This is a genomic window from Blastococcus sp. SYSU DS0973 (assembly GCF_054051055.1).
On sequence record NZ_JBJHAN010000008.1, the window covers coordinates 22,064 to 36,808 of the forward strand.

At 72.4% G+C, this 14,745-nt stretch carries 13 protein-coding genes; 4 read left to right on the forward strand and 9 right to left on the reverse strand.

Going from position 1 to position 14,745, the window contains the following annotated elements; translation table 11 throughout:
* The 8 genes from ACI791_RS13910 to ACI791_RS13945 are packed head-to-tail and all read right to left on the reverse strand — an operon-like array spanning nucleotide 1 to nucleotide 7,001.
* Nucleotides 1-393 carry a metal-sulfur cluster assembly factor gene (locus ACI791_RS13910; RefSeq protein ID WP_347057183.1) on the reverse strand — a complete coding sequence of 131 codons (393 nt, stop codon included), beginning with the start codon at nucleotides 391-393 and terminating at the stop codon, nucleotides 1-3.
* Nucleotides 390-899, reverse strand: a complete 510-nt coding sequence (sufU, locus tag ACI791_RS13915) for a Fe-S cluster assembly sulfur transfer protein SufU (RefSeq protein ID WP_456586574.1) — start codon at nucleotides 897-899, stop codon at nucleotides 390-392. Before sufU ends, ACI791_RS13910 begins: the two co-directional genes overlap by 4 nt.
* Nucleotides 900-2,228 carry a cysteine desulfurase gene (locus tag ACI791_RS13920; RefSeq protein WP_456586575.1) on the reverse strand — a complete coding sequence of 443 codons (1,329 nt, stop codon included), beginning with the start codon at nucleotides 2,226-2,228 and terminating at the stop codon, nucleotides 900-902. It lies immediately after the preceding gene.
* Nucleotides 2,225-2,998, reverse strand: a complete 774-nt coding sequence (sufC, locus tag ACI791_RS13925; protein ID WP_456586576.1) for a Fe-S cluster assembly ATPase SufC — start codon at nucleotides 2,996-2,998, stop codon at nucleotides 2,225-2,227. Before sufC ends, ACI791_RS13920 begins: the two co-directional genes overlap by 4 nt.
* A gap of 16 nt (nucleotides 2,999-3,014) precedes the next feature.
* Nucleotides 3,015-3,380, reverse strand: coding sequence for a Rieske (2Fe-2S) protein (locus ACI791_RS13930; RefSeq protein ID WP_456586577.1), 366 nt, complete (start codon nucleotides 3,378-3,380; stop codon nucleotides 3,015-3,017).
* Between the two features lie 2 nt (nucleotides 3,381-3,382).
* A complete protein-coding gene (gene sufD, locus ACI791_RS13935; RefSeq protein WP_456586578.1) occupies nucleotides 3,383-4,705 on the reverse strand; it encodes a Fe-S cluster assembly protein SufD in 1,323 nt (440 codons plus the stop codon).
* Nucleotides 4,705-6,147 (reverse strand): Fe-S cluster assembly protein SufB, encoded by a 1,443-nt coding sequence (gene sufB, locus ACI791_RS13940; RefSeq protein ID WP_456586579.1) that lies wholly within the window; start codon nucleotides 6,145-6,147, stop codon nucleotides 4,705-4,707. Before sufB ends, sufD begins: the two co-directional genes overlap by 1 nt.
* The gene (locus tag ACI791_RS13945; RefSeq protein WP_456586580.1) at nucleotides 6,144-7,001 is read right to left on the reverse strand and encodes a helix-turn-helix transcriptional regulator; all 858 of its coding nucleotides are present in this window, start codon (nucleotides 6,999-7,001) and stop codon (nucleotides 6,144-6,146) included. Before ACI791_RS13945 ends, sufB begins: the two co-directional genes overlap by 4 nt.
* Before the next feature lie 172 nt (nucleotides 7,002-7,173).
* On the opposite strand from ACI791_RS13945, the gene ACI791_RS13950 reads away from it, so the two are divergent.
* Nucleotides 7,174-8,100, forward strand: coding sequence for a COX15/CtaA family protein (locus ACI791_RS13950; RefSeq protein ID WP_456586581.1), 927 nt, complete (start codon nucleotides 7,174-7,176; stop codon nucleotides 8,098-8,100).
* 376 nt (nucleotides 8,101-8,476) lie between these two features.
* Here ACI791_RS13950 and ACI791_RS13955 read toward each other — a convergent pair whose 3' ends face one another.
* Entirely contained in the window at nucleotides 8,477-9,409 is a 933-nt protein-coding gene (locus tag ACI791_RS13955) for a heme o synthase (RefSeq protein ID WP_456586582.1), read from the reverse strand.
* Between the two features lie 278 nt (nucleotides 9,410-9,687).
* Between ACI791_RS13955 and tkt the strand changes: the two genes are divergently transcribed.
* The 3 genes from tkt to ACI791_RS13970 all read left to right on the forward strand — a co-directional run bounded on the left by tkt (nucleotide 9,688) and on the right by ACI791_RS13970 (nucleotide 14,714).
* Complete coding sequence (tkt, locus tag ACI791_RS13960) at nucleotides 9,688-11,901, forward strand: transketolase (RefSeq protein WP_456586583.1); 2,214 nt, start codon at nucleotides 9,688-9,690, stop codon at nucleotides 11,899-11,901.
* A 31-nt stretch (nucleotides 11,902-11,932) separates the two neighbouring features.
* A complete protein-coding gene (gene tal / locus ACI791_RS13965) occupies nucleotides 11,933-13,039 on the forward strand; it encodes a transaldolase (protein ID WP_456586584.1) in 1,107 nt (368 codons plus the stop codon).
* A 73-nt stretch (nucleotides 13,040-13,112) separates the two neighbouring features.
* The gene (locus ACI791_RS13970; RefSeq protein WP_456586585.1) at nucleotides 13,113-14,714 is read left to right on the forward strand and encodes a glucose-6-phosphate isomerase; all 1,602 of its coding nucleotides are present in this window, start codon (nucleotides 13,113-13,115) and stop codon (nucleotides 14,712-14,714) included.
* Nucleotides 14,715-14,745: the final 31 nt, after the last annotated feature.

Consider the following 14,745-nt stretch of genomic DNA (forward strand, 5'->3'; position numbering starts at 1 on the left):
CTAGACGCGGAAGCCGAGGGCGCGCAGCTGCTCGCGACCGTCGTCGGTGATCTTGTCCGGGCCCCACGGCGGCATCCAGACCCAGTTGATCCGGATGTCGTCGACCAGACCGGGGCCGGGGCCACCGGTGAGGGCCTGGCGCGCCTGGTCCTCGATGACGTCGGTCAGCGGGCAGGCCGCCGAGGTCAGCGTCATGTCGATGATCGCGACGTTGCTGTCGTCGACGTCGAGGCCGTAGACCAGGCCGAGGTCGACGACGTTGACCCCCAGCTCGGGGTCGACGACGTCGCGCATGGCCTCTTCGAGGTCCTCCAGCAGCGCGGACTTGTAGGCAGGCAGGTCGCCGGGCGCGCCGTCGGTGGCCGGGGTGGCGTTCTCGGTGGTCTCGCTCATGCTGTCTGGCCTCCGGTCGGGGTGGCGGGGTGGGCGGCAGGCGCAGCGGCGGTGGGCTGGGCGGCCGACACCGCTCGGGCGGACGCGTCCTTCAGCGCCATCCAGCTCATCAACGCGCATTTGATGCGCGCTGGGTACCTGGACACACCGGCGAACGCGACGGCGTCCTCCAGCTCGTCCTCGAGCTTCTCGGCGACCGACGGGTCGCCCTTGGCCTGCATGAGGGTCATGAAGTGCTCCCCGGTCTCCAGGGCCTCGGTCACGCGCTTGCCGACCACCAGGTCGTACATCGCCGACACCGAGGCCTGGCTGATCGAGCAGCCCATGCCCTCGTACGACACGTCGGCGACCGTGTCGCCGTCGAGCTTGACCCGCAGGGTGACCTCGTCCCCGCACGTCGGGTTGACGTGGTGGACCTCGGCGTCGAACGGGTCGCGCAGACCGCGTCCGTGCGGGTTCTTGTAGTGGTCCAGGATGATCTCCTGGTACATCGACTCCAGCTGCAACTAGCTCACCTCGCCGGGTACAACACCGAAGAAGCGCTGGGCTTCCCGGATTCCGTCGGCGAGCGCGTCGATGTCGTCGTAGCCGGTGTGCACGTAGAACGTCGCGCGCGCAGTCGCCGGCACGCCGTAGCGCCGGACGACCGGCCAGGCGCAGTGGTGCCCCACCCGGACGGCGATGCCGAGGTCGTCGAGCACCTGGCCGACGTCGTGCGGGTGGATGCCCTCGACGGTGAACGAGATGGCTCCCCCGCGGGCGACGGTGTCGGCCGGGCCGATCACGGTGACGCCGGGGATCTCGGCCAGCTTCGCCAGCGCGTAGCCGGTGAGCACCTTCTCGTGCTCCTCGACCGTGTCCATGCCGAGGGCCTGCAGGTAGTCGACGGCGGCGCCGAGCCCGATCACCTGGGCGGTCATGGGAACGCCGGCCTCGAAGCGCTGCGGCGGCGGCATGAAGGTGCTGCCCTCCATGCGCACGACCTCGATCATCGAGCCGCCGGTGAGGAAGGGCGGGAGCTTGTCCAGCACCTCGTAGCGGCCCCAGAGGACACCGACGCCCGTGGGCCCCAGCATCTTGTGGCCGGAGAACACCAGGAAGTCCGCACCCAGCGTGGTGACGTCGACCGGCTGGTGCGGCACCGACTGCGCGCCGTCGACCAGCACCAGGGCACCGACCTCGTGGGCCCGGGCGACGATCTCCTCGAGCGGGTTGATCGTGCCGAGGATGTTCGACTGCTGGGTGACCGCGACCAGCTTCGTCCGCTCGTTGACCACGTCCGACAGGTTCGAGAGGTCCAGCCGGCCGTCGTCGGTGAGGCCGAGCCAGCGCAGGGTCGCCCCGGTGCGCTCGCACAGCTGCTGCCACGGGATGAGGTCGGCGTGGTGCTCCATCTCGGTGACCACGATCTCGTTCCCCTGGCCGACCGCGTAGGTGCGGAACTCCGGCTCCTTGGCCGTGACCGCGTTGGACAGCGCGTACGCGACGAGGTTGATCGCCTCGGTGGTGTTGCGGGTGAAGACGATCTCGTTCTCGGGTGCACCGATGAACGCGCCGATCTTCGCCCGGGCGGCCTCGTAGGCACCGGTCGCCTCCTCGGCGAGCTGGTGCGCTCCCCGGTGCGGCGCGGCGTTGACGTTCTCGTAGAACCAGCGCTCGGCGTCGAGCACCTGGCGCGGCTTCTGCGAGGTGGCTCCGGAGTCGAGGTAGACCAGCCGCTTCCCGTCGCGCACGGTGCGCGTCAGGATCGGGAAGTCCGCCCGGATCGCCTCGACGTCCAGCGGCAGGGGCACCTGTGGCGCCCCGGCACCGGGACGCGAGACGGTCTGGGTCATGACTGGGCAACCTCCGCGGACGCCTTGACGTAGGACGCGTAGCCCTCGTCCTCGAGCTTGGCCGCCAGCTCCGGGCCGCCCTCGTCGACGACCTTGCCGGCGACGAACACGTGCACGAAGTCGGGCTTGATGTACTTCAGGATCCGCGTGTAGTGCGTGATCAGCAGGACGCCGACGTCGCTGTCCTCGCGGCTGCGGTTCACGCCCTCGGACACCACGCGCAGGGCGTCGACGTCGAGGCCGGAGTCGGTCTCGTCGAGGATCGCGATGGCCGGCTTGAGCAGCCGCATCTGCAGGATCTCGTGGCGCTTCTTCTCACCGCCGGAGAAGCCCTCGTTGACGTTGCGCTCGGCGAACGCCGAGTCCATCTCCAGGCCCGCCATCTCGGTCTTGACGTCCTTGACCCAAGTGCGCAGCTTGGGCGCCTCGCCCTTGACGGCGGTGGCGGCGGTGCGGAGGAAGTTCGACACCGAGACGCCGGGGACCTCGACCGGGTACTGCATGGCGAGGAACAGGCCGGCGCGGGCGCGCTCGTCGACGCTCATCTCGAGCACGTTCTCGCCGTCGAGCGTGACGGTGCCCCCGGTGATCGTGTACTTGGGGTGGCCGGCGATCGAGTAGGCCAGGGTCGACTTGCCCGACCCGTTGGGGCCCATGATGGCGTGCGTCTCGCCCGAGCGGACGGTCAGGTCGACGCCGCGGAGGATCTCCTTGGCGTCGTTCCCCTCGCCCACGCTGACGTGCAGGTCGCGGATCTCCAGAACGGACACTTCTCTTCTCGCTCCTTCATTCACCGGCCGCGTGGGGAAGGACGTCGTCGGACACAGCGCTTGCTTCTGTGTCGACGAGCACGTCCTCTCCCTCCACGCGGACCGGGTAGACGTCGACCGGCTCGGTGGCCGGCAGGTTGGTGGGTTCGCCGGTGCGCAGGTCGAAGCACGACCCGTGCAGGAAGCACTCGATGGTGGGAGCGCCGTCGACGGTCTCGACGTCGCCGTCGGTCAGGGGGACGTCGGCGTGGGAGCACCGGTCCTCCAGGGCGTAGACCTGGCCCCCGAACCGGACGACGGCGACGTCGATGTCCGCGAGCTCGACCCTCAGAGAGCCGTTCTCGGGGACGTCGGACAGCGCGCAGACCCGCTCGAACGCCATGGTCAGGCCACCTCGACCGGCTGCTCGTCCAGGCCCGGCAGCGCGCCCAGACGGGCGTCGATGGAGGCCATCAGCCGGTCCTGCAGCTCATTCACGCCGATGTGCTGGACGACATCGGCGAAAAAGCCGCGCACGACCAGCCGGCGGGCGGTCTCGGCGTCGATGCCGCGCGAGCAGAGGTAGAACAGCTGCTCGTCGTCGAACCGGCCGGTGGCGCTGGCGTGGCCGGCGCCGACGATCTCGCCGGTCTCGATCTCCAGGTTCGGCACCGAGTCGGCGCGGGCGCCGTCGGTGAGCACGAGGTTCCGGTTGAGCTCGTAGGTCTCGGTACCGGTGGCCGCGGGGCGGATGCGGACGTCACCGATCCACACCGTGCGGGCGCTCTCGCCCTGCAGCGCGCCCTTGTAGAGCACGTTGCTGGTGCAGTTGGGCACCGCGTGGTCGACCCAGAGCCGGTGCTCCTGGTGCTGGGTCTCGTCGGCGAAGTAGACGCCGAAGAGCTCCGCGGAGCCGCCGGGACCGGCGTACTGCACGTTGCTGACCAGGCGGACCAGGTCACCGCCGAGGGTGACCACGACCTGCTTGAACGAGGCGTCCCGGCCGACGACGGCGTCGTACTGAGCGCCGTGCACCGCGCCGGGTGCCCAGTCCTGCACCGACACCAGCGTCACGTGCGCGCTGTCGCCGGCGAGCACGGTGACGCCACCGGCGTACCGCGCCAGGCCGGTGTGGTCCAGGACGACGGTCGCCTTCGCGAATGCGCCGACCTCGACGACCAGCTGGCCCCAGACGACCTCGTCGGAGCCGGTGCCGGCCAGGCCGAGGGTGACCGGGCGGTCCAGCTGCGCCTCCGCGGGCACCCGGACGACCGCGGCGCCGCCGCTGCGTTGCCGCGCGAGCGCGGCCAGCCGGTCGACCGGGTCGGGCAGCCCCTTGAGCAGCGGGTCGCCGGCCTCGGCGTGGATGAGCTCGACGCCCTCGGGCAGGTCGGTGGTCCAGGTCAGGTGCGCGTCGGACGGAGCGCCGTCCAGGAGCGGACGGATCCGCTTCATCGGCGTGAAGCGCCAGGTCTCCTCGCGGCCGGTGGGCACGCCGAAGGCCTCCGGGTCGGTGGAGGTGAACCGCTCCGCCGGCGAGCCGGTCGGCGCAGGGCCGCCGTGCGAGTGCGCGCCCGGAGCCGCCTGGCCGGCGCTGCCGGTGCCCTCGGCCGGGGTGGTCGGCGGTCCGGCCTGCGCACCCACGCCCGGAGCGAAGAGCTCCGAGGCGAGGGTGGCCGGGACCGTCGTCAGGTCGGTCGTGCTGGTGTTCTCAGAACTTGCCGACATCAGCCGACGGCACCTTCCATCTGCAGCTCGATGAGCCGGTTCAGCTCGAGGGCGTACTCCATGGGCAGCTCGCGGGCGATCGGCTCCACGAACCCACGGACCACCATGGCCATGGCCTCGTCCTCGGACAGGCCGCGGCTCATCAGGTAGAACAGCTGGTCCTCGCTGACCCGGGAGACGGTCGCCTCGTGGCCCATGGCGACGTCGTCCTCGCGGACGTCGACGTAGGGGTAGGTGTCCGACCGGCTGATCGTGTCGACCAGCAGGGCGTCGCACTTCACCGTCGACTTCGAGCCGTAGGCGCCCTCGTCGACCTGGACCAGGCCGCGGTAGGAGGTGCGGCCACCGCCACGGGCCACCGACTTCGACACGATCGTCGAGGAGGTGTGCGGGGCGGCGTGCACCATCTTGGCGCCGGCGTCCTGGTGCTGGCCCTCGCCGGCGAAGGCGATCGAGAGGACCTCGCCCTTGGCGTGCTCGCCGGTCATCCAGACGGCCGGGTACTTCATCGTCACCTTGGAGCCGAGGTTGCCGTCGACCCACTCCATGGTCGCGCCCTCGTGGGCCACGGCCCGCTTGGTGACCAGGTTGTAGACGTTGTTCGACCAGTTCTGGATGGTCGTGTACCGGCAGCGCGCGTTCTTCTTGACGATGATCTCGACGACCGCCGAGTGCAGCGAGTCCGACTTGTAGATCGGCGCGGTGCAGCCCTCGACGTAGTGCACGTAGGCGCCCTCGTCGACGATGATCAGCGTCCGCTCGAACTGGCCCATGTTCTCGGTGTTGATCCGGAAGTAGGCCTGCAGCGGGATGTCGACGTGCACGCCCTTCGGCACGTAGATGAAGGAGCCACCCGACCAGGTGGCGGTGTTCAGGGCCGCGAACTTGTTGTCACCGGAGGGGATGACCGAGCCGAAGTACTCCCGGAACAGGTCCGGGTGCTCCTTCAGCGCCGTGTCGGTGTCGAGGAAGATGACGCCCTGGTCCTCCAGTTCCTTCTGGATCTGGTGGTAGACGACCTCGGACTCGTACTGCGCGGCGACCCCGGAGACCAGCCGCTGCTTCTCCGCCTCCGGGATGCCGAGCTTGTCGTAGGTGTTCTTGATGTCCTCGGGCAGGTCCTCCCACGAGGCGGCCTGCGCCTCGGTGGAGCGCACGAAGTACTTGATGTTCTGGAAGTCGATGCCGGAGAGGTCCGAGCCCCAGTCGGGCATGGGCTTGCGCTCGAAGAGCTTCAGCGCCTTGAGCCGCCGCTCGAGCATCCACTCGGGCTCGCTCTTGCGCCGCGAGATGTCCCGGACGACGTCCTCGTCGATCCCCCGGCGCGCGGACGCGCCGGCGACGTCGGCGTCGGCCCAGCCGTACTCGTAGCGGCCGAGCTGCTCGATCTGCTCGTCCTGCGTCAGCTGCGTGGCCGTTGCCGGCTGCTGCGTGCTGGTCATGCGGGCGTCCTCTCCCGGTCGTTCGTGGGGGTGGTGGTGCTGGACGGTGCGGCGGTGCGCTCCCGGGCGGGCCGGGACGCTCCCCGCTCACCGAGTACAGGGCGCGCGGGGGCCGATCTGTTCCCGGCGCGGATGTGCTCCCGGCCGCTGCCGGGACGGGTCCCGGGCACCAGCGGCCCCGGGATGTGGGTGGTGCAGATCCCGTCGCCGTGGGCGATGGTGGCCAGCCGCTGCACGTGGGTGCCGACGAGCCGGCCGATGACCGCCGTCTCGGCCTCGCACAGCTGGGGGAACTCCGCCGCGACGTGCGCCACCGGGCAGTGGTGCTGGCAGAGCTGCCCGCCGCCGGAGAGCGCCGAAGCGGTGGCAGCGTAGCCCTCGGCGGTGAGCGCGGCGGCGAGCGCCTGCGCCCGGTCCACCGGCTGTCCCGGACGCGCCCGGACCGCCTTCTCCACGGCGGTGGACGCGCGACGCTCGAGACCGGCCAGCTGCTTCTCGGCGACGGCCCGGACGGCGTCGGGGCCGCCCGCCTCGGCGACGAACCGGAGTGCGGTCAGCGCCAGGTCGTCGTAGGCGTGCGGGAAGGCGGAGCGGCCGGCGTCGGTGAGGTGGAATCGGCGGGCCGGACGGCCGCGACCGCGGTGGGCCTCTCGCGACTGCCGTTCCTCGACCCGCCCGGTGGCGACCAGGGCGTCGAGGTGCCGGCGGACGGCGGCCGGGGAGATGCCCAGCCGGCCGGCGAGCTCGGTGGCGGTCTGCGGGCCGTGCTCGAGGAGCAGGGCGGAGACGCGGTCGCGCGTGCGCCCGTCGTCGGCAGACGCCGACGGCCGGGGGTGCGTCGCGAGGGATTCCACAACACGAGTGTGTCCTATTTCCAGAGCCCTGCAAGCAAGGTCCACCTAAGAAACCGCCGATCGGGGGGCCGTTCGTGAGCAGGCTCACGCCCCCGCGACGGACCCGGTGCAGGGCCCCGCGGCGAGCTCGCGAGGCGCGGGGGCAGCGGGGTCGGTCAACTAGCATCGGTGCGTGCCGGTACTGCCCGCCTCCTTCTCGCCCACGACGATCACGCGGGTCGCGCTCGCCAACGTCCTGGCCAACGGCGCGATCGTCCTGACCGGTGGCGTCGTCCGCCTGACCGGGTCCGGGCTCGGCTGCCCCACCTGGCCGCGGTGCACCGACGACAGCTTCGTCACCACGCCGGAGATGGGCATCCACGGCGTGGTCGAGTTCGGCAACCGCCTGCTGACCTTCGTCCTGTCGGTGCTGGCCGTCGCCCTCGTCGTGGTGGTGCTCCGGTCGGCCCGCCGCGACCTGCGGCCGCTGGCCGTGGCGGCGTTCCTCGGCATCCCGGCGCAGGGCGTCATCGGCGGCATCACCGTGCTCACCGGGCTGAACCCGTGGACGGTCGCCGCCCACTTCCTCGTGTCCATGGGACTGGTGGCCCTCACCACGGTGCTCTGGCTGCGCTCCCGCGAGCCGGGGGCCGGACAGCCGCTGGTCGGGCGCCCGTTCCGGCTGCTCGTCCGCGCCGTCGCCGCGGCGGCCGCGCTCGTCCTGGTTATGGGCACGGTGGTCACCGGCAGCGGGCCGCACAGCGGCGACCTCGGGGCCGGCCGCACCGGCCTCGACGCCGAGCTGGTCAGCCACCTGCACGCCGATGCGGTGTTCCTGCTCGTCGGGCTGACCGTCGCGCTGCTCGTGGCCCTGCACGCCACGGAGTCCCCCGGCCGGATCCGCCGGGCCGCCCGCGACCTGCTGGTCGTGGAGCTGGCGCAGGGCGTCGTCGGGTACGTCCAGTACTTCACCGACCTGCCGGTGGTGCTGGTGCTGCTGCACATGCTCGGCGCCGTGCTGGTCGCCGCGTACGCCGCGCGCCTGGTGTGGTCGGTCCGCGGCCCCGCCTCGGAGGCCCCGCTGACCGGCGCCGCCGAGCCGGCGACCGCCACCCGCTGATCCGGGAGCGTGTGCGCGGGGGCGTGGTCCGACAGCCCGGAACCCCCTTCGCACGCCCGGAACGCGGCCTGGACGCGCACACGTCAGTCATCGGCCGGCGCCGCGAAGCGTGGACCCCCGGCTCGATGCGGCGCACGCGACCGGCGCCCACCCAGGCGGTGCGGGTCGTGCCACCGATCCGGGCGGTGAGCTCGTCCCACGCCGCCCAGCCGTCGGGCCCGAGCAGGGCCGGGACGCGGTGAGCCGTCCCTCGGCCCTGTCGACCCGGTCGCCCTCTCGGGGACGGCCACCCGGATCCGTGGACGCCGCTTCCGGCGTCGGCCCCGTCCAGAGGCTCGTCCCCAGGCTGCGAGCGATGAGGAGGACGGGGCCTTCCTCAGACGAAGACGTCGACGATGATCGCGACCGACAGCAGCGCCATGTACGAGATCGAGACGTGGAACAACTGCATCGGCCTGGTCTCCGCCCTGCGCTGGATGCGGGCGAGCAGCCGGTGCGCCTCGATCAGGAACCACGCGCCGAGCGCGGCGGCCGGCACCGTGTACACCCAGCCGATGCCGTGGTCGGCGCCCAGCGGCGCGAGCAGCAGCGAGACCGCGACGGTCAACCAGGTCCAGACGACGGTCTGGCGGCCGACGGACAGCTCGGAGGCGACGACGGGGAGCATCGGGACGTCGGCGCGCGCGTAGTCCTCGCGGAACCGCATGGCCAGGGCCCAGAAGTGCGGCAGCTGCCAGCAGAAGACGACGCCGAAGAAGATCCAGGCCGGCCAGGCCAGTGAGCCGGTGACCGCGGCCCAGCCGATGAGCACCGGCGCCGCTCCGGGCACTCCGCCGAACAGGGTGCTGTGCCGGGTCCGCCGCTTGAGCACCGCCGTGTAGATGACGGCGTAGTAGAAGATCGCTCCGGCGGCGAGGGCGGCGGCCAGCGGCGTCGTCGTCAGCGCCAGCAGGCCGATGGCCAGCACCGACAGGACGACGCCGAAGGTGAAGGCGTTCCGCGCGCTCACCTCGCCGGTCACGAGGGCCCGCTGCTCGGTCCGGCGCATCAGCCGGTCGATGTCGCGGTCGTACCAGCAGTTGAAGACGTTGGCCGCGCCGGCGGCCAACGTGCCCCCGACCATCGTGGAGACCAGCAGCCCCCAGGACGGCCACCCGCGCGCCGCCACGATCATCGCCGGCAGGGTGGTGATGAGCAGCAGCTCGATGATGCGCGGCTTGGTGAGGCCGACGTAGGCGTCGACCCGGGCACGCATCCGGGTGGTGAGAGGAGCAGCGGAGGCGGCGGGGCGCTCGGACAGCGCCGTCACCGGGTGCCCTCGTGCGCGGTCGCGCGCGGGCAGCAGGGCACCACGGGATCCCTTCGAACCGGGGGGCGGAACCTCCCCACTGTAGCCCCGGGCGGTTCGCCGGCAGCCGCACGGCATGACCTGCGATAGCTAGGCTTGATCACGTTGCTGCCGGCGGTGGAGCGGGTAGGGGCGACCCGACGACGTCGTCACGCCCCCCCGGCTCCCGACCCGCCCCGGGGCGCCCGGCCGCTCGCCCGGGCACGACGCCAGGCCTACCTCGAGGGAGAACCGACCGAATGGACACGCGAAGCACCCGGGCCGAGGCCCCGGCCGAGGCCGCGACCGACGCGCCCACCGGCCACCCGTCGCAGCCCCAGCCGACTCTCCCCGAGGGCTTCGGGGACCTCGACCGCCGGGCCATCGACACCGCTCGCGTGCTGGCGATGGACGCCGTCCAGAAGGCGGGCAACGGCCACCCGGGCACCGCCATGAGCATGGCCCCCACCGCCTACCTGCTGTTCCACAAGTGGCTGCGGCACGACCCGACCGACCCGAACTGGGTCGCCCGCGACCGGTTCGTCCTCTCGATGGGGCACTCCAGCCTGACGCTCTACGTCCAGCTGTTCCTCTCCGGCTACGGCCTCGAGCTCGACGACCTGAAGGCGCTCCGGACCTGGGGCTCGAAGACCCCGGGGCACCCGGAGGTCAACCACACCCCGGGCGTCGAGACCACGACCGGCCCGCTCGGCCAGGGTGTCGGGAACGCGGTCGGCATGGCCATGGCCGCCCGCCGCGAGCGCGGCATGCTCGACCCGGACACCCCCGAGGGCGAAAGCGTCTTCGACCACTCCATCTGGTGCTTCGCCTCCGACGGCGACATGGAGGAGGGCGTCAGCGGCGAGGCGTCGTCCCTGGCCGGCACGCAGAAGCTGGGCAACCTGACGCTGGTCTACGACGACAACAGGATCTCCATCGAGGACGACACGACCGTCGCCTTCACCGAGGACGTCGGCAAGCGCTACGAGGCCTACGGCTGGCACGTGCAGCACGTCGACGACGGCGAGGACCTCGCCGCTGTCGACGCCGCGTTCGCCGCCGCGAAGGCCGAGACCACCCGGCCCTCCTTGATCGTGCTGCGGACGGTCATCGCCTGGCCGGCCCCCACGAAGCAGAACACCGGCGCCTCGCACGGCTCGGCGCTCGGTGACGACGAGGTCCGCGCCACCAAGGAGATCCTCGGCTTCGACCCCGAGCGCACCTTCCAGGTCGACGAGGACGTGCTCGCCCGCACCCGCTCGGTCGTGGACAAGGGCCGCGCCGCCCGCGCGGAGTGGAACGAGCGGTTCGCCGCCTGGGAGCAGGCCAACGCCGAGGGCGCGGCGCTGCTCGCCCGGATGCGCGAGCGCCGGCTGCCCGAGAGCTGGGACGAGGACCTGCCGTCCTTCCCCGCCGACGAGAAGGGCGTGGCCACCCGCAAGGCGTCGGGCAAGGTGCTGGCCGCGCTCTACCCACGGCTGCCCGAGCTGTGGGGCGGCTCCGCGGACCTCGCGGAGAGCAACAACACCGCGGTGGAGGGCGAACCGTCGTTCCTGCCCGCCGACCGGCAGACCAAGATGTGGTCCGGCGGCCCCTTCGGTCGCACCATCCACTTCGGCGTCCGCGAGCACGCCATGGGCGCGGTGATGAACGGCATCGCCCTGCACGGCGGCACCCGCGTGTACGGCGGCACGTTCCTCACGTTCTCCGACTACATGCGCGGCGCGGTCCGGTTGGCAGCGCTCATGCAGCTGCCGGTCACCTACGTCTGGACCCACGACTCCATCGGCCTGGGCGAGGACGGCCCGACCCACCAGCCGATCGAGCACTTCGCCGCGCTGCGCGCGATCCCGGGGCTGGACGTCGTGCGACCCGCGGACGCCAACGAGGTGACCGCCGCGTGGCGGACCATCCTGGAGAACAACGACCGCCCGGCCGGCCTGCTGCTGTCCCGGCAGAACCTGCCGGTGTTCGACCGTGAGCGGTTCGGCTCGGCCGACGGCGTCGCCCGCGGTGCCTACGTGCTCGCCGAGGCGTCGAACGGCAGCCCCGACGTGATCCTGCTCGGCACCGGGTCCGAGGTGCAGATCGCCATGGCCGCCCGCGAGCGCCTGGAGGCCGACGGCGTCCCGACCCGGGTCGTCTCCGTGCCGTGCGTCGAGTGGTTCGCCGACCAGGACCAGGCCTACAAGGACGAGGTGCTCCCGCCCTCGGTGCGCGCCCGGGTCAGCGTCGAGGCGGGCGTGCCCATGGGGTGGCGCGAGTTCGTCGGTGACGCCGGCCGGATCGTCGGGCTCACGCACTACGGCGCCAGCGCGTCCTACTCCGTGCTCTACGAGAAGTTCGGCCTGACCGACGAGGCCGTCGTGACCGCCGCCCGCGAGAGCCTCGAGGCGGCCCGCTCCGGCACCGCCGTCCCCGCCGGACCCGTCGCCGCCACCGGCGGGCTCCCCCAGGCCACCGGCGACCGCTGAACGTTCGCCGACACACACGAAAGGCACTCTCATGGCACAGAACCAGAACCTGGCCGAACTGTCGGCCGCGGGGGTCGCCGTCTGGCTGGACGACCTCTCGCGCGACCGCATCCGCAGCGGGAACCTCCAGTCGCTGGTCGACGAGTACTCCGTCGTGGGCGTCACCACCAACCCGAGCATCTTCGCCGCGGCGGTCAGCGGGTCGGACTCCTACGACGACCAGCTGCACGCCCTCGCCGTCCGCAAGGTGAGCGTGGAGGAGTCGCTGCGGACCATCACCGCCGCCGACGTCCGCGATGCCTGCGACCTGCTGCGGCCGGTGGCCGAGCGGCAGCCCGGTGACGGGCGGGTCTCCCTCGAGGTGGCACCCGGTCTGGCCCACGACACCGACGCCACCGCCGCGGAGGCGGCGCACCTGTGGTGGCTGGTGGACCGGCCGAACCTGTTCATCAAGATCCCGGCCACCGAGGCCAGCCTGCCGGCCATCACGACATCCATCGCCCGCGGCATCAGCGTCAACGTCACGCTGATCTTCAGCCCCGACCGGTACCGGGCGGTCATGGACGCCTACCTGGCGGGCCTGGAGCAGCGGCTGGCCGACGACCCGGCGGCCGACCTGTCGGGCCTGGAGTCGGTGGCGTCGTTCTTCGTGTCCCGCGTCGACAGCGAGATCGACCAGCGCCTCGATGCCGCCGGCGCCGACGCCTCGCTCAAGGGCAGGGCCGGCGTGGCCAACGCCCAGCTGGCGTACCAGGCCTACGAGGAGGTCTTCTCGTCCGACCGCTGGCGGGCGCTGGAGGCGAAGGGCGCCCGGCCGCAGCGCCCGCTGTGGGCGTCGACGGGGGTCAAGAACCCCGACTACTCCGACACCCTCTACATCAGCGAGCTGATCGCGCCCGGCACGGTCAACACCATGCCGGAGAAGACGCTCATGGCCTACGCCGACCACGGGGTTCCCGGCACCCCGGTGCAGAAGTCCTATGACGACGCCGCCGCGGTCATGCAGTCGGTCCGCGACGCCGGCGTGGACGTCGACGACGTCTTCCGCGCCCTCGAGGGGGAGGCTGTGCAGAAGTTCGTCGACTCCTGGGACGAGCTCACCGACTCGGTGCGCGAGCAACTCGAGGACAAGGCGTGAACGAGCTCGCGGGTGCATCGAGGGGCGCAGCAGCCCGGCTGATGCGCCCGACGCGCGCCGGCGTGGAGGGCGCGTGAGCCTCGGGGTCAGCAGCACCGGGCTGGCGGTCCCCGAGGCGGTACGGGCCCAGCTCCTGCAGGACGACGTCGCCGCGCGGCTGGTCCGCAAGGACGCGACCCTGTGGGGTCCCGACGCCGAGAGCGAGGCTGCCGTCCGGCTGGGCTGGCTGGACCTGCCGGCCACCTCGCGGTCGCTGGTCACCCAGCTGGCCGATCTCCGCGCCCAACTGGCCGCCGAGGGCCTGGACCGGGTCGTGCTGTGCGGCATGGGCGGCTCGTCCCTGGCCCCGGAGGTGATCTGCCGTACCGCGGGGGTGCCCCTGGTGGTGCTCGACACCACCGATCCCGGGCAGGTCATCGCGGCCATGACCGACCTGGAGCGCACCGTCGTGGTGGTCAGCTCCAAGTCCGGCGGCACGGTCGAGACCGAGAGCCAGCGCCGCGCCTTCATCGCCGCGTTCGCCCGGGCGGGTCTCGACGAGAGGCAGATCGGCGCGCGGTTCGTCGTCGTCACCGATCCCGGGTCGCCGCTGGCCGACACGGCCGCGGCCATGGGCGCCCGCGCGGTGTTCCTGGCCGACCCGACCGTCGGGGGCCGGTACAGCGCCCTCTCCGCGTTCGGGCTGGTGCCCTCGGCGCTGGCCGGGGCCGACGTGGCCGCGCTGGTCGACGACGCCGAGACGCTGGCCGAGCGGCTCGCCGACCCGGGCAACGCCGCCATGGAGCTCGGCATCGCCTTGGGCGCGGGCTTCCGCACCGGTCGCGACAAGCTCGCCCTCGCCGACGCCGCCGGAACGCCGATCCAGGGCTTCGGCGACTGGGCCGAGCAGCTGATCGCCGAGTCCACCGGCAAGGAGGGCCGCGGCATCCTGCCGGTGGTGCTGGAGTCGCCGGAGGCGCCCGGGGCCTCCGCTCCCGACGTGCTGCTCGCGCTGGTCGGTGCCGAGGCACCGGCGCAGCCGCCGTCCATCTGCGTGTCCGGCCCGCTGGGCGCCCAGTTCCTCGGGTGGGAGTACGCCACCGCCGTCGCCGGGCGGGTGCTGGGGATCAACCCCTTCGACCAGCCCAACGTGACGGAGAGCAAGGAGAACACCTCGGCGATCCTCGCCGCCGGCCTGCCCGACGAGCAGCCGGCGGCGACGATCGGCGCGGTGGAGATCCGCGGCACCGCGCCGGTGCTCGAGGGGGTGGACCTCTCCGCGCACGACGGGCTCTCGCTGGCCCTCGACGCGCTGCTGGCGTCCATCCCGCCCCGCGGCTACCTGGCCGTCATGGCATACCTCGACCGGCTCCGCGACGCCCGTGCGGCCGACGTGCGGGCCGCGCTCGCCCGGCGGACCGAGCACGCGGTGACCTTCGGATGGGGGCCGCGCTTCCTCCACTCCACCGGCCAGTACCACAAGGGCGGACCCCAGGTCGGCGCCTTCCTCCAGCTCACCGGGGCGGTCGACGAGGACCTTCCGGTGCCCGACCAGTCGTACAGCTTCGGCACGCTCCAGGCCGCGCAGGCGGCGGGCGACCGCAAGGCGCTCGCCGACCGGGGTCGGCCGCTGCTCCACCTGCACCTCACCGACCGGGCGGCGGGCATCGGCCAGCTGCTCACCGCACTGGGCTGACCGCCGGCGCACTGCGCCGTCGGGAAACCCC

Excerpts from the sequence above, each read along its gene's own strand:
- ACI791_RS13930 (WP_456586577.1), bottom strand. The coding sequence starts at position 3,380 with ATGGCGTTCGAGCGGGTCTGCGCGCTGTCCGACGTCCCCGAGAACGGC.
- sufB (WP_456586579.1), bottom strand. The coding sequence starts at position 6,147 with ATGACCAGCACGCAGCAGCCGGCAACGGCCACGCAGCTGACGCAGGAC.
- tal (WP_456586584.1), top strand. The coding sequence starts at position 11,933 with ATGGCACAGAACCAGAACCTGGCCGAACTGTCGGCCGCGGGGGTCGCC.
- tkt (WP_456586583.1), top strand. The coding sequence starts at position 9,688 with ATGGACACGCGAAGCACCCGGGCCGAGGCCCCGGCCGAGGCCGCGACC.
- ACI791_RS13920 (WP_456586575.1), bottom strand. The coding sequence starts at position 2,228 with ATGACCCAGACCGTCTCGCGTCCCGGTGCCGGGGCGCCACAGGTGCCC.
- ACI791_RS13910 (WP_347057183.1), bottom strand. The coding sequence starts at position 393 with ATGAGCGAGACCACCGAGAACGCCACCCCGGCCACCGACGGCGCGCCC.
- sufD (WP_456586578.1), bottom strand. The coding sequence starts at position 4,705 with ATGTCGGCAAGTTCTGAGAACACCAGCACGACCGACCTGACGACGGTC.